The organism is Mesorhizobium sp. M0189 (assembly GCF_040322135.1).
Lineage (GTDB): Bacteria > Pseudomonadota > Alphaproteobacteria > Rhizobiales > Rhizobiaceae > Mesorhizobium.
Genome location: NZ_JAMYSW010000022.1, coordinates 1 through 22244, shown reverse-complemented (window position 1 = coordinate 22244; position 22244 = coordinate 1). Strand labels below are relative to the sequence as shown.

At 62.7% G+C, this 22244-nt stretch carries 26 protein-coding genes and 1 pseudogene; 13 read left to right on the top strand and 14 right to left on the bottom strand.

The window, feature by feature from the left end; translation table 11 throughout:
• The first annotated feature begins 34 nt into the window (after positions 1-34).
• Both NKJ09_RS28035 and NKJ09_RS28030 read left to right on the top strand, forming a co-directional pair.
• Positions 35-910 carry an MBL fold metallo-hydrolase gene (locus tag NKJ09_RS28035; RefSeq protein ID WP_352481087.1) on the top strand — a complete coding sequence of 292 codons (876 nt, stop codon included), beginning with the start codon at positions 35-37 and terminating at the stop codon, positions 908-910.
• A gap of 58 nt (positions 911-968) precedes the next feature.
• A pseudogene (locus NKJ09_RS28030) lies at positions 969-1134 on the top strand (IS630 family transposase); the annotation flags it as partial.
• Positions 1135-1150: 16 nt separating this feature from the next.
• Here NKJ09_RS28030 and NKJ09_RS28025 read toward each other — a convergent pair.
• Complete coding sequence (locus NKJ09_RS28025; RefSeq protein WP_352496013.1) at positions 1151-1576, bottom strand: GNAT family N-acetyltransferase; 426 nt, start codon at positions 1574-1576, stop codon at positions 1151-1153.
• 166 nt (positions 1577-1742) lie between these two features.
• Here NKJ09_RS28025 and leuD point away from each other — a divergent pair, with 166 nt between their 5' ends.
• The 5 genes from leuD to leuB all read left to right on the top strand — a co-directional run bounded on the left by leuD (position 1743) and on the right by leuB (position 5508).
• Positions 1743-2348, top strand: coding sequence for a 3-isopropylmalate dehydratase small subunit (gene leuD / locus NKJ09_RS28020; protein WP_023721924.1), 606 nt, complete (start codon positions 1743-1745; stop codon positions 2346-2348).
• Between the two features lie 60 nt (positions 2349-2408).
• Positions 2409-3338, top strand: coding sequence for an Ivy family c-type lysozyme inhibitor (locus tag NKJ09_RS28015; RefSeq protein WP_352516119.1), 930 nt, complete (start codon positions 2409-2411; stop codon positions 3336-3338).
• Between the two features lie 148 nt (positions 3339-3486).
• Positions 3487-3870, top strand: a complete 384-nt coding sequence (locus NKJ09_RS28010) for a RidA family protein (RefSeq protein ID WP_352495997.1) — start codon at positions 3487-3489, stop codon at positions 3868-3870.
• A gap of 51 nt (positions 3871-3921) precedes the next feature.
• Positions 3922-4272 carry a VOC family protein gene (locus tag NKJ09_RS28005; RefSeq protein ID WP_352496012.1) on the top strand — a complete coding sequence of 117 codons (351 nt, stop codon included), beginning with the start codon at positions 3922-3924 and terminating at the stop codon, positions 4270-4272.
• Between the two features lie 132 nt (positions 4273-4404).
• The gene (gene leuB, locus NKJ09_RS28000) at positions 4405-5508 is read left to right on the top strand and encodes a 3-isopropylmalate dehydrogenase (protein ID WP_352495996.1); all 1104 of its coding nucleotides are present in this window, start codon (positions 4405-4407) and stop codon (positions 5506-5508) included.
• Positions 5509-5566: 58 nt separating this feature from the next.
• Here the strand turns inward: leuB and NKJ09_RS27995 are convergent, their stop codons facing one another.
• Positions 5567-6280, bottom strand: coding sequence for a DUF805 domain-containing protein (locus NKJ09_RS27995; protein WP_352481083.1), 714 nt, complete (start codon positions 6278-6280; stop codon positions 5567-5569).
• Positions 6281-6368: 88 nt separating this feature from the next.
• Entirely contained in the window at positions 6369-8201 is a 1833-nt protein-coding gene (locus tag NKJ09_RS27990) for a DEAD/DEAH box helicase (protein WP_352495995.1), read from the bottom strand.
• A gap of 200 nt (positions 8202-8401) precedes the next feature.
• Here NKJ09_RS27990 and NKJ09_RS27985 point away from each other — a divergent pair, with 200 nt between their 5' ends.
• The 3 genes from NKJ09_RS27985 to NKJ09_RS27975 all read left to right on the top strand — a co-directional run bounded on the left by NKJ09_RS27985 (position 8402) and on the right by NKJ09_RS27975 (position 10232).
• On the top strand, positions 8402-8551 hold the full coding sequence (locus NKJ09_RS27985) for a hypothetical protein (RefSeq protein WP_023721917.1): 150 nt from the start codon (positions 8402-8404) through the stop codon (positions 8549-8551).
• Positions 8552-8654: 103 nt separating this feature from the next.
• Positions 8655-9689, top strand: coding sequence for an aspartate-semialdehyde dehydrogenase (locus tag NKJ09_RS27980; RefSeq protein WP_023721916.1), 1035 nt, complete (start codon positions 8655-8657; stop codon positions 9687-9689).
• A gap of 159 nt (positions 9690-9848) precedes the next feature.
• Positions 9849-10232, top strand: coding sequence for a GNAT family N-acetyltransferase (locus tag NKJ09_RS27975; RefSeq protein ID WP_352516117.1), 384 nt, complete (start codon positions 9849-9851; stop codon positions 10230-10232).
• Between the two features lie 3 nt (positions 10233-10235).
• On the opposite strand, the gene NKJ09_RS27970 is transcribed toward NKJ09_RS27975, so the two are convergent.
• Positions 10236-10643, bottom strand: a complete 408-nt coding sequence (locus tag NKJ09_RS27970; protein WP_352495993.1) for an ACT domain-containing protein — start codon at positions 10641-10643, stop codon at positions 10236-10238.
• Positions 10644-10902: 259 nt separating this feature from the next.
• On the opposite strand from NKJ09_RS27970, the gene NKJ09_RS27965 reads away from it, so the two are divergent.
• Positions 10903-11313, top strand: coding sequence for a DoxX family protein (locus tag NKJ09_RS27965; RefSeq protein WP_023721914.1), 411 nt, complete (start codon positions 10903-10905; stop codon positions 11311-11313).
• Between the two features lie 192 nt (positions 11314-11505).
• Positions 11506-11769: a YMGG-like glycine zipper-containing protein gene (locus tag NKJ09_RS27960; RefSeq protein ID WP_023680734.1), complete on the top strand. Its 264-nt coding sequence runs from the start codon at positions 11506-11508 to the stop codon at positions 11767-11769.
• Positions 11770-11862: 93 nt separating this feature from the next.
• Here NKJ09_RS27960 and rpsP read toward each other — a convergent pair whose 3' ends face one another.
• The 7 genes from rpsP to NKJ09_RS27925 all read right to left on the bottom strand — a co-directional run bounded on the left by rpsP (position 11863) and on the right by NKJ09_RS27925 (position 18790).
• Positions 11863-12264 (bottom strand): 30S ribosomal protein S16, encoded by a 402-nt coding sequence (gene rpsP, locus NKJ09_RS27955; RefSeq protein ID WP_023721913.1) that lies wholly within the window; start codon positions 12262-12264, stop codon positions 11863-11865.
• Between the two features lie 51 nt (positions 12265-12315).
• Entirely contained in the window at positions 12316-12642 is a 327-nt protein-coding gene (locus NKJ09_RS27950) for a chorismate mutase (protein ID WP_023721912.1), read from the bottom strand.
• 7 nt (positions 12643-12649) lie between these two features.
• Complete coding sequence (gene ffh / locus NKJ09_RS27945; RefSeq protein WP_352481079.1) at positions 12650-14260, bottom strand: signal recognition particle protein; 1611 nt, start codon at positions 14258-14260, stop codon at positions 12650-12652.
• Between the two features lie 312 nt (positions 14261-14572).
• Positions 14573-15541 carry a CPBP family intramembrane glutamic endopeptidase gene (locus NKJ09_RS27940; RefSeq protein WP_023721910.1) on the bottom strand — a complete coding sequence of 323 codons (969 nt, stop codon included), beginning with the start codon at positions 15539-15541 and terminating at the stop codon, positions 14573-14575.
• Between the two features lie 147 nt (positions 15542-15688).
• Entirely contained in the window at positions 15689-16291 is a 603-nt protein-coding gene (locus NKJ09_RS27935) for a DUF1236 domain-containing protein (protein ID WP_023721909.1), read from the bottom strand.
• 63 nt (positions 16292-16354) lie between these two features.
• Complete coding sequence (locus NKJ09_RS27930; protein ID WP_352481078.1) at positions 16355-17452, bottom strand: zinc-binding metallopeptidase family protein; 1098 nt, start codon at positions 17450-17452, stop codon at positions 16355-16357.
• Positions 17453-17542: 90 nt separating this feature from the next.
• The gene (locus NKJ09_RS27925) at positions 17543-18790 is read right to left on the bottom strand and encodes a flavin monoamine oxidase family protein (protein WP_352495992.1); all 1248 of its coding nucleotides are present in this window, start codon (positions 18788-18790) and stop codon (positions 17543-17545) included.
• 185 nt (positions 18791-18975) lie between these two features.
• Between NKJ09_RS27925 and NKJ09_RS27920 the strand changes: the two genes are divergently transcribed.
• Positions 18976-19776, top strand: coding sequence for a lytic murein transglycosylase (locus NKJ09_RS27920; protein ID WP_023721906.1), 801 nt, complete (start codon positions 18976-18978; stop codon positions 19774-19776).
• Between the two features lie 58 nt (positions 19777-19834).
• Here the strand turns inward: NKJ09_RS27920 and NKJ09_RS27915 are convergent, their stop codons facing one another.
• The 3 genes from NKJ09_RS27915 to NKJ09_RS27905 all read right to left on the bottom strand — a co-directional run bounded on the left by NKJ09_RS27915 (position 19835) and on the right by NKJ09_RS27905 (position 22046).
• Positions 19835-20329 (bottom strand): hypothetical protein, encoded by a 495-nt coding sequence (locus NKJ09_RS27915; protein WP_352495991.1) that lies wholly within the window; start codon positions 20327-20329, stop codon positions 19835-19837.
• A gap of 46 nt (positions 20330-20375) precedes the next feature.
• Positions 20376-20675, bottom strand: a complete 300-nt coding sequence (locus tag NKJ09_RS27910) for a hypothetical protein (RefSeq protein WP_352481075.1) — start codon at positions 20673-20675, stop codon at positions 20376-20378.
• A 147-nt stretch (positions 20676-20822) separates the two neighbouring features.
• Positions 20823-22046: an argininosuccinate synthase gene (locus NKJ09_RS27905; RefSeq protein ID WP_352481074.1), complete on the bottom strand. Its 1224-nt coding sequence runs from the start codon at positions 22044-22046 to the stop codon at positions 20823-20825.
• Positions 22047-22244 lie beyond the last annotated feature (198 nt).

Here is a 22244-nt window from a genome sequence, read left to right as displayed (position 1 = left end):
GTGATCCGTCCTCGATCGAAGAAGGATGCAGTCAGTGGATGACTGGAGAATCGGGAATATCTGGATAACCAGAATTCTGGAGATGTGCGACCCCCTGCGGACGCCGTCGGAATGGTTTCCCGACTGCACCGATGAAGCGCTCGAACCGCATCTTCATTGGCTCACGCCGCGATTAATATCGCCTGCAACCGGCCGGCTTATTCTTCCCATCCAGAGTTTTCTTGTTCGTACCGGACACCACACCATTCTGGTCGACAGTTGCGTCGGCAACGATAAGACGTTCGCATACTTCCCCCATTGGCATCGCCGCAATGACGGCACCTTTTTGGAGCGCCTGGCAAATGCAGGTGTTGCTCCCGAGCAGATCGACTATGTGCTGTGCACCCATCTTCATGTCGACCATTGCGGTTGGAACACACGATTGGTGGACGGGCGTTGGATACCGACATTCCCGAACGCCCGCTACATCATGGCGCGGCGCGAGTTCGAGGCCGCACAGGCGGCCTCCGGTGATGACGAAGATCGGACCTATGAGGACAATGTGTTGCCAATCGTCGAGGCTGGTCGGGCTGTGCTTGTCGATATGGATTATGAACTCGATGGCGAAGTGTGGCTGGAACCGACGCCGGGCCACACCCCGGGGCACGTAGCCATCGGCCTGAAATCTCGAGGCGTAGGGGCAGTGTTTTCCGGCGATCTCATGCATTGGCCGATGCAATGCATATACCCTGACTGGAGCTTTCGGTACGACACGGACCCTGACCAGGCACGTCGGACGAGATGGGCATTCCTGGAGGCTTGCTCGGACAATGGCCGCATCGTAATGACGTCGCATTTTCCCTTGCCGTCGGTGGGAACCATCTCGCGACGCCAGTCATCATTCTGGTTCGAGGATCAGCAGCCGCCGTAGTCGCCGAGGACGCCGACTGGGCGATCGCCCTCGGCCACCCGCACTTGTCGAAGCGCCGCTCAAGCGCGGCGTCTTTCACTCGGTGGTCGACCTCCAGGGCGGCAATCTACCCCTTCCTCGCCGAGCACAACCAGCAGCCCAGACCCTTCATCTGGACCGCCGACCCCGACAGGATCGCCGCCGCGGTCAAACGCGGGCACCAAACGTTAGATTCGATCCACTAGCTGGCAAGGCAACGCGTCAGCGCTTGCGGTCGAACCAGAACGCGTCGGACACGCGCTTCATGCCGATGCGCTCATAAAAGCCGACGGCGTCGGGCATGGAAATCAGGCTTATGGCAACGGAAGGCCCGAGTTGCCGGCGCGCTTCATCAAGCAGGCCCTTGCCGATGCCGAGCCCTTGCGCCGATTTGCAAACGGCGAGCTCGGAAACGTAACAGACCCACGAGAAATCGGTAACACCGCGGGCAACACCGACCAGCGGCTTGCCTTCTGTATCGAGACGCGCGGTGAGCACCAAATTGGCCCCTGACAGCATCGCGTTCAATCGGGTGTCGTCATCGACGGGGCGATTGGCGCCGAGGCCGGATTCCACCAGAACGCGGCGGAACTCGGCGATGCCGAGACCCGGTTCGCTGGCGTAGAGGACCTTGGATCGCGTTGTCATGTCGACAAAAGTGCACCATGGGCCGGTGGTTTTGAAGCTGTTTTGTACCGATCTTGCGTTTCGATCGACGACGGAGGTCCAAAAACAGCCGCCTTTTATTTGCCCGCGGCTTTGTGTAAACCGGGCGCCAGCAATTTCCCGCAACAAGAAGAAGACGGGCAAGGACATGGAAAAATTCACCAAGCTCACCGGCGTCGCCGCGCCGATGCCGATCGTCAATGTCGACACCGACATGATCATCCCCAAGGATTATCTCAAGACGATCAAGCGCACCGGACTCGGCACCGGCCTGTTCGCCGAAATGCGCTACAAGGACGATGGTTCGGAAAACCCGGACTTCGTGCTCAACAAGCCGGCCTACCGCAAGGCGCAGATCCTGGTCGCCGGCGATAATTTCGGCTGCGGCTCGAGCCGGGAACATGCGCCGTGGGCGCTGCTCGATTTCGGCATCCGTTGCGTCATCTCGACCTCGTTCGCCGACATTTTCTACAACAATTGCTTCAAGAACGGCATCCTGCCGATCACCGTCAGCCCGGAAGATCTTGAGAAACTGATGGACGATGCTTCGCGCGGTTCGAACGCGACGCTGTCGGTCGATCTGGAGGCCAAGGAAATCCGTGGGCCTGACGGCGGCGTGGTCAAGTTCGACCTCGACGAGTTCAAGCGCCATTGCCTGCTCAACGGGCTCGACGATATCGGCCTGACCATGGAAAAAGCCGGCGCCATCGCTTCGTTCGAGAAGAGGAACGCCGCTGAGCGCCCCTGGGCCTGAGCGGTACGATGCCCCGGCCGCGACAGGCCGGGTTCGTGGCGGCTGAACGGAGGGACAGTCATGACACGTTCGCTTCTTGTCGGCGCCTGCGCGCTGGCGTGGATTCTGATGCCGGTGGCTGGCGCGCATGCACAGACCGACATGGTGCTCGTGCCGGCTGACGATGCGCCCGGCAGGGCCGCCGACCAGGGCGCGTTGAGCAATGCGGCCCTAGCCGACAATGACAAACAGGCGCCGATCCCGTTCGAGGGCGGCCAACTGACCATCACCCAGGAGGAAGAGTACGGGGAACGGGTGCTCGCCTTCGACGGCAAGGAACTGGCGCGCAATTACGACGTCTTCTTCGACAAGATCGTCGAGGTCGGCGGCGTCAAGGTGGCGCTGATCGATGTCGGCGACGGCGGCAATCAATGCGGCCCGGCCAAGGTGATCGTGTGGAAGCCGGAAGGCGGCACGATCCAGACGGTCACGGTCGAGCAGGACGAATGCGGCGCGCCGCCGACCGCGATCTCCGACAGCGCCATCTATTTCGTGCCCTATCTGCTGCCGGGCGATTCCAAGCCGGCGCTGCAATGGTCGCCGACAGCCGGACTGATGACTTCCGGCAATCTCACCTACATGCCGGAGCCGGGCACCGACTGGAAAGACGTCGATCCGTCGAAATACGACAACATCATCGACGCCTTCCACAACGAGGCTGTCTACAAGCAAGCGGAGACGCTGCTTGGCAAGGACATGCCCGACATGGCGACCAGCCTGCTGGTCGGCGGCGGCACGGAAAAAACCGCGTCGGGTGCCTTCTTTGCCAGCGGCTGCGTGCCGCATGATTGCGGCGGCAATGACGGCTTCATGGCGGTCGACCCGGTCAAGCACAAGCTCTATTTCGCCCGCCGCGGCGACAAGCCCGAGCCGGACGCGTGGCCAGCGGTGAGTACATGGCCGGCCGACGTCAAGGAAGCGCTGGACAAGGCGCTGGGGTCGGCGAATTAGGTACTTTTGCAAAGCGCAGTGACCACCACGCCTTGGACGAGAGGGCTTTGTCGAGGCGGGAGACTCATAACAACCGTCAGTTCTATCTGGCCCATGGCGGGATCGGCTCGTTCCCTGCAAGATATCCGCGACGATTTGCGGAGGACCCATGCGAAAACTGATCTCCACCGGTTCGCCCTTCGAAAAGACCGCCGGCTATTCGCGCGCCGTGGTGCAGGGCGACTGGTGTTTCGTGTCCGGAACGACCGGCTACGATTATGCGACCATGTCGATGCCGGAGACCGTGGAGGCACAAACGCGCAATTGCCTGACGACGATCGCCAAGGCGTTGCGAGATGGCGGCTTCGAAATGGCTGACGTGGTGCGGGCACATTACTACATCACCGATGCGGCTTTCGTAGATGTGGTGTTCCCGATCCTCGGCGAGGCGTTTGGCGAGATCAGGCCGGCAGCGACGATGATCGTGTGCCAGCTCAACAAGCCGGAAATGAAGATCGAGATCGAGGTGACGGCGCTGCGGCGCACAGCCTGATACCTGTCACGGTTGTGACAACGATACGGTTAGCACGAGGATCGGCCCATGGTGAAGGTCAGACGCATCGTTGCAAACATAGACACGCAGGATATCGCGGCGGCAAAACCCTTCTATCGGGATGTGCTCGGCCTCGATCTCAAGATGGATATGGGCTGGATCGCTACCTATGGCTCGCAAGAGACGATGTCCGTACAGGTCAGTTTCATGGCCGAAGGGGGATCAGGAACGCCGGTGCCGGACATCTCTATCGAAGTCGACGACGTCGATGCCGCGCTTGAAAGCATGAGGACGGCCGGCTTTGCCATCGAATACGGTCCGGCGGACGAACCCTGGGGCGTGCGGCGCTTCTTCGTGCGCGACCCGTTCGGCAGGCTGGTCAATATCCTTTCGCATCTGTAGGCGTTTTGTCTTGAGCATCGGATTTTCCCAAAACCGGTTTCCACTTTGAGTCCGATGCTCTGAACCGCAGGCTTGCGCGCCGGCTGCTTGGCGTTTAGCAAGGCCGCGGCTCACGACACAGGACGGTTCCACATGGCTTCGAAAAATCTTCTCCTGCTTGCCGGCGATGGCATCGGCCCCGAGGCGATGGCCGAGGTGAAGAAGCTGATCGCCGCTATGAACGACAAGCTCGGCAGCGATTTCGTCACCGATGAGGGCCTTGTCGGCGGCTGCGCTTACGACGCACATGGCGCGGCGATTTCCGATGCCGACATGGCCAAGGCAATGGCGGCGGACGCGGTGCTGTTTGGCGCCGTCGGCGGACCGAAATGGGATGCCGTGCCTTACGAGGTGCGCCCGGAGGCGGGTCTGCTGCGGCTGCGCAAGGACATGGAGCTGTTCGCCAATCTTCGACCCGCCATTTGCTATCCGGCGCTGGCGGCGTCCTCCTCGCTCAAGCAGGAGGTGGTCGAGGGGCTCGATATCCTCATCGTGCGCGAGCTCACCGGCGGCGTCTATTTCGGTGAGCCGAAGCAGATCATCGATCTCGGCAACGGCCAGAAGCGCGGTATCGACACCCAGGTCTACGATACTTTCGAGATCGAGCGCATTTCGGGCGTTGCCTTCGAATTGGCACGCACGCGCAAGAACCACGTCACCTCGATGGAAAAGCGCAATGTGATGAAATCGGGCGTGCTGTGGAACGAGGTCGTCAGCCAGACGCAAAAGGCCAGGTATGCCGACGTCAAGCTCGACCATATGCTCGCCGATGCCGGCGGCATGCAGCTGGTGCGCTGGCCCAAGCAGTTCGATGTCATCGTCACCGACAATCTGTTCGGCGACATGCTGTCCGACATCGCCGCCATGCTGACCGGCTCGATCGGCATGCTGCCGTCGGCCTCGCTCGGCGCGCCGGATGCCAAGACAAAAAAGCGCAAGGCGCTCTACGAGCCGGTGCATGGCTCGGCGCCCGACATCGCCGGCAAGGGCATCGCCAATCCGATCGCCATGATCGCCTCCTTCGCCATGTGCATGCGCTATTCCTTCGGCATGGTGACTGAAGCCGACAAGCTCGAAGGTGCGATCGCCGCCGTGCTCGACGACGGCCTGCGCACCAGGGATATTCATTCGCCGGGGATGACCGAGGTCGGCACCGCTGAGATGGGCGACGCGATCATCGCCAAGTTCCTGGGCTGATCCTGTGTAGGTCGACGTCCGCTGGGCGACTGCCGCCGATGCGGCGGCACTCCCGCGGTTAGATTTGGACACCCGCCGGCACCGGACCCCACTGGTTTTCACGCGGCTGGGTCGGGATCAGCGCAAAGATCAGGATGATCACGGTGCCGAAGGTCGGGATCAGGAAAAGCAGGAAGAGCCAGCCGGTCAGGCCGATATCGTGCAGGCGGCGCACGTTGAGCCCGAACCACGGCAGGGCTGTCGCCAGCAGGAAGAGGCCGCAAAGGCCGACCGTCACTGCCGGCAATTCACTGTTGTCGAGATTGCCCATGGCGTCGTCGATGAAGACGCCGAATCCTATCGCCACGATCAGCGCGATCGTCCAGAACAGGCAATAGCCCCAATATTCCTTGCGGCGGGCACGGCCGGCGAAGTTGAAATAATTTTCGGTCAGGCCACGCGAGAAGTAGCTCCACAGGCCGGTGGATTCGGCGGTTTGATTTTCAGCGGAACGGCCGAAATGTTGCGGCTGACGTGCCGCGGGCGCATTGCCGGCCTGAGATGGGGCGGCGGTTGCAGCGGAGGCACGGGCGGGTGCACTGGCAGGTTGGGCGTGGATCGAAAAAACATCGCGTGCCCGTCCGCCAGCCGGCTGGAATTCGACGGTCGTGCCTCCGGCAACCGACGCTTGGCGGCGCAAGTCCTCGCGCGCGAAGCTGTAGCGGTTGCCATCGGCCCCGGTAATGAAACCGAAGGCCTGGTCCTCGTCATAGTGAAGAACTTCGCCGCGCATGTCCTGCCCACCCCATTGCCCTGCCCCAGACTGTGCAAAGTTCCGGTAGACCGCAAGGGGCGTGCGCGAAATGGAAGGGGCAGACTATTCACCCCGGCCGTTTCTTCGATTTCTTGTGTTTCGCCGGTCCGCCTTCGAATTTCGCCTTGGCCGGTTTGCCGGCCCAGGGCTTTGCCTCGAATGCCGGGCGCTGGTCAGCCGGTGCGCGCTTCTCGAATTTGGGCGCGTTCTGATCGAATGTCCGCTTGCCGCGGTGCGGCTTCTTGTCGGGGCGCGGCTCCTGATAGCCGGCCCGCGACAGATCGGGCGTGCCGTCCAGCCGCTTGACCGCAATGTTGCCCTGCAGCTTGCGGTCGGGGCCGATCGCGGCGAGGAAGCGCTCGGCCCAGTCCGCCGCGATCTGCACGAAGGTTTCTTCCGGCTGCATCTTGATGGCGCCGATCTCGCGCTTGGAGATGCCGCCTGTCCGGCACAGCATCGGGATCAGCCAGCGCGGCTCGGCATTCTGCCGGCGTCCGACCGACAGCGAGAACCAGACGCTGTCGCCGAAATCGTCGCGGCGGCTCGGTGCCTCGTCCCGGCGCGCAAATTTTTCGCCCGACGGCGTGAACGGTGCGACGTCGAGAAGGTCCTCCGGCGCCGAGCGGCTGGAGCGGCACATCCGTACGAAGGCTGCGGCGACCTGTTCCGGCCCGTGCTGATCGAGAAGCGCCTGGACGAAGCCGCGCTCCTCATCCTTCATAGGCTCGCTGAGGACCGGGTCGGCGAGAATGCGCTCGTCATCGCGCCGGATCACGTCGTCGGCCGAGGGCGGGCTCGCCCAGGTCGCCGCAAGGCCGGCACTTTGCAGCAGCCGCTCGGTGCGCTTGCGGGCATTGTTCGGCACGATCAGCGCGCTGACGCCCTTGCGCCCCGCCCGTCCCGTTCGCCCGCTTCGGTGCAGAAGCGTCTCCGGGTTGGTCGGCAAGTCGGCATGGATGACCAGCTCGAGATTGGGCAGGTCGATGCCACGCGCCGCGACGTCAGTGGCGATGCAGACTTTGGCGCGGCCGTCGCGCATCGCCTGCAGCGCGTGGCTGCGCTCGTTTTGGCTCAGCTCGCCGGACAGTGCCACGACGGAAAAGTTGCGGTTGTTGAAGCGTGCTGTCAGGTGATTGACGGCGGCACGCGTGTTGCAGAACACCAGCGCGTTCTTCGCCTCATAGTACCGCAGCACGTTGATGATGGCGTTTTCGCGGTCGGCCTGCGCGACGCCCAGCGCCCGGTATTCGATGTCGAGATGCTGCTTCTCCTCGCCGGAGGCCGAGATGCGCACGGCATCGCGCTGGTAGCCCTTGGCCAGCGTGGCGATGGAGCGCGGCACGGTCGCGGAAAACATCAACGTGCGGCGCTCGGCAGGGGCGGCGTCGAGGATGAATTCCAGGTCCTCGCGAAAGCCGAGATCGAGCATCTCGTCGGCCTCGTCGAGCACGACTGCCTTGAGCGCCGACATGTCGAGAGAATTGCGGGTGATGTGGTCGCGCAGGCGGCCGGGCGTGCCGACGACGATATGGGCGCCACGCTCCAGCGCGCGTCGCTCGGTGCGCATGTCCATGCCGCCGACGCAGGACGACACCGTGGCGCCTGTCAGCTCGTAGAGCCATTCCAGCTCGCGCGTCACCTGCAGGGCCAGCTCCCGCGTCGGCGCCACGGCCAGCGCCAGGGGTGCCGCCGCGTGGGAAAAGCGCTCCGCGCCGTCGAGCAGCGTCGGCGCCAAGGCCAGTCCGAAAGCGACGGTCTTGCCGGAGCCGGTCTGGGCTGAAACCAGCGCATCGGCCTGACCGAGCTCAAGAACCGCTTTCTGCACCGGTGTCAGCTCGACATAGCCGCGTTTTTCCAGCGCCTTTGCCAGCACGGGGACAATAGCTTCGAAGTTGGACATATGCTTCTTTCGAAATTCGGATTCTTAAATGCCCGGCGACGGGTCTGATGTCGGCAAGCGCCACGACGGGCGCCACGAGCCAAACGATGCCCGTTCGTACTTCGTGCCGCCCTCGTTGTACAGGGCGGGCGATCCGCCTGGTTGCGATTGACTCCTTACGCAAACCGCGTAAAAGCCGGCACCGAACGGGATAGTTTTCGATGCGCGGCCTTTTGATGGCGCTTCTTGCCTTCGACATCCCCGGCCCCAATGCGAACCATTGGGCCGGACGTCTCGGTGCGCCTTTCCGTTCCAGCAAAACCACGTTCTTGGTCAAAAAAACCGGTAAAACGACCACCAAAACGGTCTGATTCCCTTGGCCTAACCACCCTCTCCCGGGTCCGGCCCGGGGTGAAACCCGCATTGGCCGGCGGGTTTCTCCAGAAACCGAGCGGAGAGGGACAGGAGATTTCGATGAGTTTCAAGGTTGCGATCGTCGGCGCCACGGGCAATGTGGGCCGAGAAATGCTCAACATACTGGAAGAGCGCGGCTTTCCGGTGAGTGAGGTGGTGGCGCTGGCCTCGCGGCGCAGCCAGGGCACGGAAGTGTCGTTCGGCGACCGCACGCTGAAGGTCCGGACGCTCGACCAATATGATTTTTCCGACACCGACATCTGCATCATGTCGGCCGGCGGCAACGTCTCCAAGGAATGGTCGCCGAAGATCGGCAAGCAGGGCTGCGTCGTCATCGATAATTCATCGGCCTTCCGCTACGACCAGGACGTGCCGCTGATCGTTCCCGAAGTGAACCCGGATGCGATTTCGCTGTTCACACGCAAGAACATCATTGCCAACCCGAACTGCTCGACGGCGCAGCTGGTCGTGGCGCTGAAGCCGCTGCATGACTTCGCCACCATAAAGCGCGTCGTCGTCGCCACCTACCAGTCGGTCTCCGGCGCCGGTAAGGAAGGCATGGACGAACTGTTCACGCAGACGCGGGCGGTGTTCGTCGCCGATTCCGTCGACGTCAAGAAGTTCACCAAGCGCATCGCCTTCAACGTCATCCCGCATATCGACGTCTTCCTCGACGACGGCTTCACCAAGGAAGAATGGAAGATGGTGGCCGAGACCAAGAAGATGCTCGATCCCAAGATCAAGCTGACGGCGACCTGCGTGCGGGTGCCGGTGTTCATCGGCCATTCGGAAGCGGTCAACATTGAGTTCGAGAAGCCGATCACCGCCGATGAGGCGCGCGAGATCCTGCGCGAGGCGCCGGGCTGCCAGGTCATCGACAAGCGCGAGGACGGCGGCTACATCACGCCGCTGGAATCGGCTGGCGAGGACGCCACCTTCATCTCGCGCATCCGCGAGGATTCGACCATCGACAACGGCCTGTCGATGTGGATCGTCTCCGACAATCTGCGCAAAGGCGCGGCACTCAACGCGGTTCAGATCGCGGAGCTGCTGGTCGAGCGCGGGCTGATCCAGCCAAAGAAGAAGGCGGCATAACTTCTCGCTCACGGGCCGCATCGCCGCTTCGCGGCTGGCCCTCCGCGGGGGCGCCGGACGGCCGGCGGCCCGCGGTCGCAGGCTTGTGAGATGAGCATTGCGACTAAAATCGCGCTGCGTCCGGCTAACGGGTCGGACGCAGGCGCAATTGCCAGGATCATGCGCGCAGCGCTTTCGTCGTTCGACTGGATGCCGGTCCTGCATACACCGGATGAGGATATGGCCTTCATCAGCGGCACCGTGCTGGCGCAGCAGCACGTGACGGTCGCCGAAATCGACGCGGCCATTGTTGGCTTTGTCGCCGTTGCAGGAGAATGGGTCGAGCAGCTCTATCTGGATCCTGCCTGGACTGGCCAAGGCATCGGCGCCCGGCTGCTGACACAAGCAACCGCGAATTTGCCGGTTGTGAAATTGCATTGCTTTCAGTCGAACTCAGGCGCTCGGCGCTTCTACGAGCGCCATGGCTTTCGCGCGGAAGCTTTGGGCAACGGCACGAACAATGAAGAGCGATTGCCCGACATTTTGTACGTCCGAAGGCATTGATCCTTATCGTGCGGCGTCCGCAGCGAGTTTCTGCAAAACATCCAGCGCCTCCTCCGCCCGGTCGGCGGGCACGAACAGGTGATCGTGGTAGAAGGCCGAGACCGGATTGACGCCGATGCCGGCGGTGGCCAGCCGCGCGGTGATGGCGGCGAGGAAGCCGACCGCTTCCAGCGACGAATGGACGTTCAGCGTCAGCATCCGGCAGCGGAACACGGTTTTCAGGCCAGCGGTCTTGGCCTGGTCTTCAAGCACGATCAGCGTCATGCCCTCGTGCTCGCGAAACAGCATTACCGGATCGAGCTGGTCGGGAACGGCCGCATCAGGTGGCAACGTGGTGAAGGCATGAACGCCGGCAAGCAACTCCGGCGTCATTGCCGCCAGCAACTTTTTCAGGTCGGTCTCTCCGGCCATCGCTTACTTTCGTTGTGCGATTAGGCGGCTGCTGCCGTCGAGCGCTCGGGAGATACCCTTACGGATTTCCAATAACGCCCTCCACCTCACCTCGCAAGGTGGACTTGGCCAGGTTGGTTGCTGGCTGAACTTGCACATCCAAGGTCGCCGTCCCCGGAGTGAAAAAGCACTGGAGGCATGTCGGATGGCCGTCATGGGACGCGTCCTTGGTTCGAGCTGGCAGAAAAGCCAGTGCTCGCAACGACCGGAGGGAACATCAATGACCAAGTCTCAGGCAGCATCCGTCTCACCGCGCGCCCTCTGGGCCGGTCGCGTGCTCAGCGCCGTCATCGTGCTGTTCATGATCTTCGACGGCGTCATCAAGCTACCGCCGCTCGAAATCGTCACCCAGACCATGGTGCAGCTCGGCTGGCCAGCCGATGCCAATGTCTCGCGCATGCTCGGCATCATTGGATTGGTCTCGACAGCACTTTATGTACTGCCGCGCACCTCGGTGCTCGGCGCCATCCTGCTCACCGCCTATCTCGGCGGCGCCATCGCCACGCATGTGCGTATCGGCAGCCCTTTGTTCTCGCATATGCTGTTCGGCGTCTACCTTGGCGCCATCCTCTGGGGCGGCCTGTATCTGCGCGATCCAAGGGTGCGCGCGCTGATCCCGTTCAGCCAATAGCAGCGACTTCCAAAGCCGTTCGATGGCGGCCACGCCGCCAGAGAGGGCGCTGTCTGCCGCCGCCTTTCTTCTCTTTGGATCAAATCGAGCGCCGCCCGGTCTGCTGCCGATCTTCTTCTTTGGATCAAATTGGCTGGTTGCGAGTTAGGGGGCGCAGCGGCGAGGACGGCACCCTGTTGGAGAGGAACGACAATGAAAAAGGTGATGATCTTGATGGCCCTGCTGGTGCCGCTCGGTGCCTGCTCCCGTACTGAGCAAGGCGCGGCCGTTGGTGGCCTGGGCGGTGCGGCGGTCGGCGCCGCAGTGGCCGGCAACCCGACCAAGGGCGCGGTGATCGGCGGTGCGGCCGGCGCCTTGGCCGGTGCGCTGATCGGCCGTGCCAGCGAAAGCGGCCAGTGCCGTTATCGCGATCGCAATGGCCGTGTCTACGTTGCGAGTTGCCCGGAAGGCTATTGATCGGGCCGCATCATACGGATGGACAGCAAAACGGCGGGCAAAGGCCCGCCGTTTTGTGACTGGTCAGCCGTTTTGTGAAGGGCAATCGATGACTTATTCGGCGCTGGCGGCTTCCGCCTCGGCCGGCGCGGCGGAAGCGGCGGCAACAGCGGCTGCAGCTTCCTCCTGCGCCTTCTTCAGCAGGGCTGCGCGCTCTTGCGCCTTCTTGCCGGGCTCGGCCTTCTTCGGGTTGGCGCGGGCTTCGCGCTTGGCGAGGCCGGCCTCGTCGAGGAAGCGCAGCACGCGGTCGGTCGGCTGGGCGCCGTGCGACAGCCAATGCTTGACGCGCTCGGCGTCAACCTTGACGCGTTCGCCGTCCTTGGGCAGCAGCGGGTTCCACGAGCCAAGCGACTCGATGAAACGGCCGTCGCGCGGCGAACGGGCATCGGCGACGACGACGTGGTAATAGGGACGCTTCTTCGAGCCCGCACGGGCCAGTCGGATTTTCAGTGGCATTTCTTTTCTCCTAAAAAGCTCTGATTTGGTTGATCGGTTGGTGGCTGGTCCTCAGCCGGTTTTCGTTATGCCGTTGGATGCGGCGATCTGCTCGTGATGGCGGATCACTTCGCGGACGACGAAGTTCAGGAATTTTTCCGCGAAATCCGGGTCGAGATGGGCGTCCTTCGCCAGTTGGCGAAGACGGGCGATCTGCTGCTGCTCGCGTGCCGGATCGGCAGGCGGCAGGCCATGCTCCGCCTTCAGCACGCCGACCGCCTTGGTGCAGCGGAAGCGCTCGGCCAGCATGTGGATCAGCGCCGCGTCGATGTTGTCGATCGAGGCGCGATAATTGACCAGCGCCGCGCGCGCGTCAGCCATGTCCTTTTCTTCGTTCATGGCGCCCTCATTTCTTCTTGCCGAGGCCAGGCAGCCCGCCGCCGGATCCCGGCAAACCAGGGAGCTTCATGCCGCCGGGCAAGCCAGGCAGGCCACCGCCAGCGGGAAAGCCGCCGGGCAGGCCCTTCATGCCGCCGAGCCCGGCCGCCTGTGCCTGCTTCTGCAAGGCCTCGAGCTGCTTGGGGTCCATCTTGGACAGATCGGGCATGCCGCCGCCCATCATGCCGCCTTGGCCGCCCATGCCGGGCATCATGCCGCCGAGCCCCATCTTGGAAGCGAGGCCGCCCATCATGCCGCGCATCAGGCCGCTACCTTTGCCCTTGCCGCCCATCGCCTTCATCATGTCGGCCATGCCGCGATGCATCTTCAACAGCTTGTTGATTTCGGCCGCGTCGGTGCCCGAGCCGGCGGCGATGCGCTTCTTGCGCGAGTGCTTCAGAATATCGGGATTGGCGCGCTCGGCCTTGGTCATCGACGAGATGATGGCGAGCTGGCGGCCGAACATCTTGTCGTCGAGACCGGCGGCGGCCATCTGGTCCTTCATCTTGCCCATGCCCGGCATCATGCCCATGATGCCGCCCATGCCACCCATTTTCGACATTTGCTGAAGCTGGCCGGCGAGGTCGTTCAGGTCGAACTTGCCCGACTGCATCTTCTTGGCCATCGCCGCCGCCTGCTCGGCGTCGATGTTCTCGGCTGCCTTTTCGACGAGGCTGACGATGTCGCCCATGCCGAGGATGCGGTCGGCGATGCGCTTGGGGTGGAATTCCTCCAGCGCGTCCATTTTTTCGCCGATGCCGATCAGCTTGATCGGCTTGCCGGTGACGGCGCGCATCGAGAGTGCTGCGCCACCGCGACCGTCGCCGTCCATGCGGGTCAGCACGAGGCCGGTGATGCCAACACGCTCATCGAAGCTTTTCGCCAGATTGACGGCGTCCTGGCCGGTCAGCGAATCGGCAACCAGCAGGATCTCGTGCGGCGACGACACCTTCTTGATGTCGGCCATCTCGACCATCAACGGCTCGTCGATGTGCGTACGGCCGGCGGTGTCGAGGATGACGATGTCATGGCCGCCGAGCTTTGCCGCCTGCACGGCGCGGCGGGCGATGTCGACTGGCGTCTGGCCGGCGACGATCGGCAGCGTCGCGACCTTGACCTGCTCGCCGAGCTGACGGAGCTGCTCTTGCGCGGCGGGACGCCGCGTGTCGAGCGAGGCCATCAAGACCTTCTTGTTCTGGCGCTCGGCCAACCGCTTGGCGATCTTGGCCGAGGTCGTCGTCTTGCCGGAACCTTGCAGGCCGACCATCATGATGACGACCGGAGCCGGCGCATTGAGGTCGATGGCGACGCCCTCGGCGCCGAGCATCTCGACCAGCTCGTCATGGACGATCTTGACGACCATCTGGCCGGGCTTGATCGACTTGACCACGGCGGCGCCGACGGCCTTCTCGCGCACCTTGTCGGTGAAGGAACGCACCACTTCCAGCGCCACGTCGGCCTCGAGCAGCGCGCGGCGCACCTCGCGCAGCGCCGCCGAGACATCCGCCTCCGACAAGGCGCCGCGGCCGGTGAGGCCGTTCAGGATCGAACCAAGACGTTCCTGTAGCGATTCAAACATTCTTTTTCCTTTTCCCTGGCACCCGGATGATGCCCGAGAGGTAATGCGTTCGCGCCAGCTGTCCAAGCAAAAGCCGGTCCGGGCAAAAGCCCAAAGCCAAAAAGCACCCGGGGGCGCACAGCGCTGCCGGGTGTTGGCCTCCGGGATCGATTTACAGCACTTCACCTCAAAGAGGTTTCGGCGTCCCGGTCGGTTTGCTCGGAGGAATACTCGTCGCGGAATTTCGCGGCGTGTAGACAGGAAATCGGCCGCGGAGTCAAGCTTTGGTCAGGCTTTGCGCCAAATATGCTCAGGACAACCAGGCAAGGCGCATCAGCGCACGCTGCTGGCGCGCGCCATATCCGGCTCGACCTTCAGCGGGGAGCGCGGATGCAAAAGCAGCAGAACGGTCAACAGGCTGCTGACGATGCCGATCGCGGCGATGAGGACGGCGTCTGAAGTCGTCCAGCCGGCGGCTTCGAGCGGCTTGGCGTTGAACAGGGCGAAGGAATTATAGCTTTGCTGGTGCGAAATCAGCAGGAAGCCGGTCAGATTGTTGCCGAGATGGGCGCCGAAGCCGGCACCGAGATTGCCGGTTGCATAGACCAGAAGCGTCAGCAGCAGCGCAAAGGCGGCGATCGAGGCCAGCACGCAGGCATTGATCGCGGCGCTCGAGCCTGGGCTCCAATGTAGCGAGGTGAACAGCAATCCCGGCAGCAGCGCCCAGATGAAAGGGTTCTGGAACCGGCTCGCCAGGCCCCTGAGCAGATAACCGCGAAACAGCATCTCCTCCGACGAGGTCTGCAGAAAGGTCAGCGCAGCGATCGGGATCAGGAACAAAAGCCACGAGGACAGGCCGATCGTACCGCGCGCAATATCGGGCTGCAGGCCGTAAAGCAGGATCTCGGAAAGCAGCGAGGTGATCAGCACGGCGGCCAGCCCTTTCAGGAACCCCGACCATGAAATGCGCCGGCTGACGCCGATCAGGGCCGTCAGCTTCTCGCGATGGATCCAGCGCATGGCAGCCCAAAGGCCGAGCCAGATTCCGGCAAACGAAGCCAGCGCCGCGAGGATGCCCGCTGGAGAGGCCATGAAATCCTGCACCGCTCCTCCACCTGGCGGGGCGGTGCCAGACGACGCCTGCCAAACGGCAAAGGCATAGGTGCCGCCGAACAGCACGGCGGCAGTGATTCCGAGCCAGAACAGGATGACGACGACCGTTCCAAGCAGAAGGCGCGGCAAAGTGGTCTTCTCGTTGGCGGTGTGCCGGTACTGTTGGAAGGCGGTCGGGTCGATCGTCACGCGGGCTCGCTGGCTGGTGCTTCGGCTCGCATGATCTAGAGCATCGGACGCAAAAGTGGAAACCGGTATTGCAGCGGCAATGCCGGCTTGTGGCAATGTCGGGGTGTGAGCGGCCGCCATTACAGGGCGACCGCCCTGTTTTGCGCGTCAGCGCACGACGTACACGATACGCCGGCTGCTCGGATCGACCAGCGCCGGCTGGCCGTTCACATAGACGTAGCGATAATCATAATCGGGTATCTCGCGCAGCTCGACGGTGTCGGGCAACATCGCGCCGGTAACCACCTCGCCTTCGAGATAGACCGGATCGAGCCGGTTCGTTTCGACATAGGTGCGGATTTCCGCCGGCGGCCGCCGGATGGGCTCGATCGCCTCGCCGGCAACGATCGCTCCGGTATAGCTGTCGGAATATTCGGCGCTATCGGCAGGCGGTGTCACGACGGCAATGTCGGCGCCGGCCGGACGCTGTGTCAGGACCACACGGCTGCCGCCGAAATCGGCCGTCACATAGTCGGAATAGACCCAGCCCTGGCCGTTGGCCTCGGCGATGGTGCACCATTTGCTGTTGGCGATGCAGCCGTCGAGCGTCGCCGACTGGCCGGCCGCGAGTACCCCGATGACCGGATATTGCGGGCCGGGGCCGGCGCGTACATTGAGATCGGTGATGGCCGAGACGGCGGTTTCGGCCAAAGCAGAGCCCGACATCGCTATGAGCGCTCCGGCCACCGCCGGAAACAATATGCGTTTCATGGTTTTCTCTCCGTTTCACAGTCCCTCGGGACCGAAAACGAAGCAAAGCGGCATGCGTTCCGGCTAAAAAGCCTCCGCCGGCTCACGATTTGTTCCAATAGTTTTCGGCAGGTCAGTCAAAAGCTCGTGAACAAAAGCAAGCTTTTGCGCCGCCACGTCGGAGATTACGAAGGGATACAGATCGGGCAGGCCCATGCAGCGGTTGATCGAGTTGGAAGCTTCCGACAGCACCAGCCAGCGGTCGAGGATCTTTTCGAAAGGCTCCGGCCTGGTGGCGGGTTCCGATGGTGCCGGCTGCAGCTCGCCGCCGGTATCGGCGCGCGGCAGCTCGTTGGCTTCGACGGTCTCCAGCCGGCCGAGCGGGAAATTCAGCGCATGCACCATCTCCAGCGTGTCGGTGATGTGCATGTGATGCGCCCATGTCTCGGCCCAGTCCTCCCACGGGTGCGACGTCGCATAGGCCGAGATATGGCGCTGCTGCCAGTCGGGCGGCGCGCCATCGGCGTAATAGGTCTTCAGCGCTTGTTCGTAGCCGGCGCGTTCGTCGCCGAACAAAGCGCGAAAACCGGCAAGCTTTTGCGGATCGTCACGGATCAGGCGGTCCCAATAGTAATGGCCGAGCTCATGGCGGAAATGGCCGAGCAGCGTGCGGTAGTTCTCGCCCATCTCGACGCGCCGCCGCTCGCGCTCAGCCGAGTCCGCCTCGGCGACGTTGAGCGTGATCAGGCCGTTGTCATGGCCGGTCAGGATACGCTCGCCACCGGGACCGCCACCGATAGGATCGGCAAGAAAATCGAAAGCGAGGCCGATCTCGTCGCCGGGATTCTGCTTGGATGCGACCGGCAGGCCGAAGGCGAGCAGCGAATAGACGGCACGCTTCTTTGCCGCCTCGACACGGATCCAGCGGCGGCGATTGCCGTCGACCGACAGATCCGGGATCAGCTGGTTCAGCGTGCAGGCGCGGCAGAAGGCGTGGCCAGGCTCCGCCATCCAGTTGCAGGCGCATTCGTCGGCGTTGGTGCATTGGAAGATGTCGTCGATGCCGGACAGCACAAAACGCGCATGCTCGGGATCATAGAGCACGAGGCTGGCGCAGTTCAGGCATTGCGCGTTCTCGAAATAGAGACGGTGGCCGCAATGCGGGCAGTCGAAAAGCTTCATTGGCGTCTCAAATCATTCGAAATGCGGAGGACGAGGCGAACAGGACAAGGCCAAACGCCTGTCACCGGCCCACGTTCCTGCCGGCCGATGCTATTTTGCCGCAAGCTGGGCCACGACCTCCCTGGCCACTGCCTCGCCCGACAATCTGGCGCCGCCGCAGGTCTGCATCAGCGGACCGGCCAAATGCTCGCCGGCGAAGAAGATCTTTTCCGCCACCGGCTGCATCAGCGTGGCGCGCGCTTGCGAGCGGCCGGGCCGCGCCGCCGCATAGGCGCCGCGCACAAACCGCTCAGCGCCCCAATTGGTCATCATTGCGCGTCCGACATGCTTTCGTACGTCGCCGCCAAAGATGCCGCAGAGCCGGTCGACGACGAAGTCGATGCCGGCCGCCTCGCCCGCCGCCGACATCTCCCAAGCGAAATCGCCGCCGACGAAACCGACCATCAAATCGAAGTCGAAGGGAAAGCAGAGGAAGTAGATGTCGTGCCGGGCCAGCCGCTCGATCAGCAAATCGTCGAACGGCTCCAAGCCAAGCCTCGTGCCGGATATTTCGACCGGCAGCTTGGTCAGCATGCCCATCGGCAGATCGAAGAAGGCAGCGAAATGCCCATCGGGGAGTGCGGGCGAGAACGCAATCTCCTCGAAGGCGAGCACTGCCGGCGAGGCGGTGACGATGACAGCCTTGGCGCGGATGGTACCGCGATCCGTGACGCAGGCTACGCCCGGCCCATCCCAGAGGATCTTGCGCACCGGCGTCGACAGCTCCACCGGCACGTCGGCGCCGAAGCGCGCAACCAGCGTGCCGAAGCCTTCCCTGGTGAAATAGTTCGGATCGAGATCGGCGGCGGCCTGAAAGTCGCGGATCGATATCTCGTCCTCGTCGGCGCCGAAATCCATCGGCCCCGCGAAGGTTGCGGCGGCGCGCGGCGCGTGGCCTTTGGCGAGCAATGCCGAAAGGCGGTCATCGTCGCCTTCCCTCACCTGACGTGCCGCCACCAGTTCGAGCAGTCTTGCGTCGGCCACCTTCATCGCGGCCTCTTCGGCTTCGCTTGCCTTTCGCTCGCGGTAGTAGAGATGATCGACATTCATGTCGTGGTGATGAAGCGTCCAGGCGGCGGCTTTCGCCTCGGGAAAGTAGGGATTGCGGTCTGCCGCATGCAGCCAGGCGCAGCCGATGTCGAACGGCACGCCGAAATGCTGGTCGCTGGTCCAGGCGCGGCCGCCGACGCGGTTCATCGCTTCTAACAATTTGAAGGAAAAACCGGCGGCGCGCAGGGTCTTGGCAGCCGAAAGTCCGGCCGAACCGGCGCCGACGATCACGACATCAACGTCTTTCATGCTTATTCTGTCCCCGCCACAATAATTACTTGATCGTAGGCAAATTCCCGGGCATCCGCCAGTGTGGTGGATTTGAAGTTCCTGCTGTATTGAGTGCATCGGCGCAGCGCCGGGACAGTGACAAGCAGGTGTTTCGCTGGCAAATTCGCAATTGGGAACGTGATTCAGGCAACCAGGAGAGCAGCATGGCATTTCTTGCCAAGGGGAAGATGTTTGTAGTGGCCACGGTGGTGGCGGTGCTTGCGCTGGCGACGGGCGCGCAGGCGGCGGCCAGTTGTGGCAAAAACGGCGCCGGCTTCGAGGCGTGGAAACCGGAGTTTGCCGCGGAGGCCAAGGCCGACGGTGTCGGCTCGAAGGGTCTGGCCGCTCTGGCTCGCGCAACCTACGCGACAAAGACGATCTCCGTCGACCGCGCCATCCATAAGGCTTTCAGCGGCTCGGTCGAAGCTTTCATGAAGCGCCGTGGCGCGTCCGCGATCATTGCCAGGGGCCGTGCGCTGAAGAAGGCCAATGCGGCGCTGTTCGACAAGATCGAACGGAATTACGGCGTGTCGCCGGGTGTGTTGATCGCCATCTGGGGTATGGAGACGGGCTTCGGTTCCGCCATGGGCAACCAGAATACGGTCTCTGCCATTTTAACGCTCGCCTATGATTGCCGCCGTCCGGAGTTCTTCTATCCCCATGCCATTGCAGCCCTGAAGCTGGTCGATCGCGGAGCGTTGAGCGCCTCGTCGGTCGGTGCCGCACATGGCGAGATCGGCCACACGCAGTTCCTGCCCGGAAATGTTTTGACGTATGGCGTCGGCAACAAAAATCTGCGCGACAAGAGCACTGCGTTGGCTTCCACGGCCAACTTCCTCAAGGGCCATGGTTGGCGGGCCGGAGCGAGCGCGCAGGCGAATATGGGCGCAATCGCTGGCTGGAATTCCGCTAGCGTCTATCAACAGGCCATCGCCCGCATGGCCACAGCCATCGATGCCGACTGACAGAAATCTCTATTCGATAGAATGATTCGACAGAAAGCCCGGCCATGCGCCGGGCTTTCTATTTCACGTCGAGCGCGTAGGAGCAGCCGGCGAGAACCTTGCCGGGATGTGAATTAACGGTTGAGACATTGAGCGCAATGTGCGTGGAAAATGTCATGCCGTCGGCTTCCTCGCTGCTTTCGACGAGCACCTTCTCGCCAAGGAATTTGTCCGGTGTCGAGATTTGCGCTGTGACGCCGAGCGCTCGAGCGAGATCGGGCGCGGAAACATCGTCAAACACCGCCATCGGCCCGGTCGCGGTAAGGACGACGGCCGCCGTTTCGCGCCCGAAGACGCCGACCGTGGCCGGCAGCTCGTATTGCCTGAGGAAAGGATTGCCGGCGGTGACTTCCTTCCAGCCAAGTTTTTCCGCCGCGCCGGGCTCACCGCTCAGCCACAAGGCGAATCCGTTATAGGCCGGCACGTCGGCCCTGCATTCAATCAGCGCGGCGAGGTCGAGCGAGGTGGGATCGAATTCCTCCGCTCCGGCTGCTGCCAGGCCCGCCAGCAACATCAGCGGAAGTCGCGTGGCGCGTCGCAAACTAACCATCGCCGACCTGTCACTTGCCTTTGATGACCTTCCAGATGTCGGTGGATTGGTCGAGCTGAAGGCTGTTTATGTCGGAGAAGCCAATTCGGCCGCTGCGCACCGCATCGCCCAAGCGCCGGCAGAAGAGGCTCGGCATGCGTTCCTGAGAAACGCCCATGAAGGCTGCGATCTCATGTTTGAACGTAATGGTCCATGTAGCGACAGCGGCGATGCATCCCGCCTGGGGATCCTTCTTCGTGATGTCCTGTCCGGTCTGGCAGCCCGCCAGAATGCCGATCATCGCCGTCAAAATCAAAAGACCAAGTCGCATTATTACAGCCCCATTGCCCAAAAAAACAATTGGACAATCCGGCCATGAGGTCAAGCAAGAAAAGCTCTGCAGCTGTCATTAGAAACAACTACATTAGCTCACTAAGAGTATGGATCCAGGCTAAGCAGGATTTTCATGAATATATACTTAGCCTTTACGACCACGCGCCGCCAGCGTGCGCAGCCTCAGCGCATTGAGGCGGATGAAACCTTCGGCATCTTTCTGGTCGTAGGCGCCGCGGTCGTCCTCGAAGGTGACCAGCGCGTCGGAATAGAGCGTCTTCCTCGACTTGCGGCCGGTGACAATGACGTTGCCCTTGTAGAGCTTCAGCCGCACGATGCCTTCGACGTCTTCCTGGCTGTTGTCGATCATCGCCTGCAGCATCAGCCGCTCGGGCGCGAACCAGAAGCCGTTATAGATCAGCTCGGCATAACGCGGCATGAACTCGTCCTTGAGATGGGCGGCACCGCGGTCCAGCGTGATCGATTCGATCGCCCGGTGGGCCGATATCAGGATGGTGCCGCCGGGGGTCTCGTAGACGCCGCGCGATTTCATGCCGACGAAACGGTTCTCGACCAGATCGAGCCGGCCGATGCCATTGTCGCGGCCGAGATCGTTCAGCGCCGCCAGCATCGTTGCCGGCGACAGTTTCTTGCCGTTGAGCGCGACGGGATCGCCCTTGAGGAATTCGATTTCGATCTCTGTGACCTCATCCGGCGCATCCATCGGCGAGATGGTGCGCTGGTGGACGAATTCCGGCGGCTCGCTCCACGGGTCTTCCAGCACCTTGCCCTCGGAGGAGGAATGCAGCAGGTTGGCGTCGACCGAGAACGGCGCATCGCCCTTCTTGTCCTTCGGCACCGGAATCTGGTGCTGCTCGGCGAAATTGATCAGATCGGTGCGCGACTTGAACGACCAGTCGCGCCAGGGCGCGATGACCTTGATGTCGGGGTTGAGCGCATAGGCCGAGAGTTCGAAACGCACCTGATCGTTGCCCTTGCCGGTGGCGCCATGGGCGATCGCATCGGCGCCGGTCTCCCTGGCGATCTCGACAAGATGTTTCGAGATCAGTGGCCGGGCGATCGAGGTGCCGAGCAGATAGGTGCCTTCATAGACAGCGTTGGCGCGGAACATCGGAAAGACGAAATCGGATACGAACTCCTCGCGGACATCGACGATGCGAATATCCTTGATGCCCATCATCTCGGCCTTGCGCCTAGCCGGCTCCAGTTCGCCACCCTGGCCTAGATCGGCGGTGAAGGTCACGACCTCGGCGCCGAGCTCGGTCTGCAGCCATTTCAGGATGATCGAGGTGTCAAGGCCGCCAGAATAGGCGAGCACGACTTTCTTGACGGCTTTTGCTTTCGACATGGTGGGCGGTTCCGCGACAGGATTCTTGCGGGCGAGGTATCACGGCGTTTCGGGGCTGCGCAAGGGAGGAACAGGCGCCTGGGAGCCGCAAGCGCAGTTGTGTGCGTCAAGTTCTGCAAAAATGGCGTGGCAGTAGCTGTGACGTCGGCGTGTCCGCCGCGCAGCCCCCGTGTTTAGCGGAGCGGCGGACACACCGCG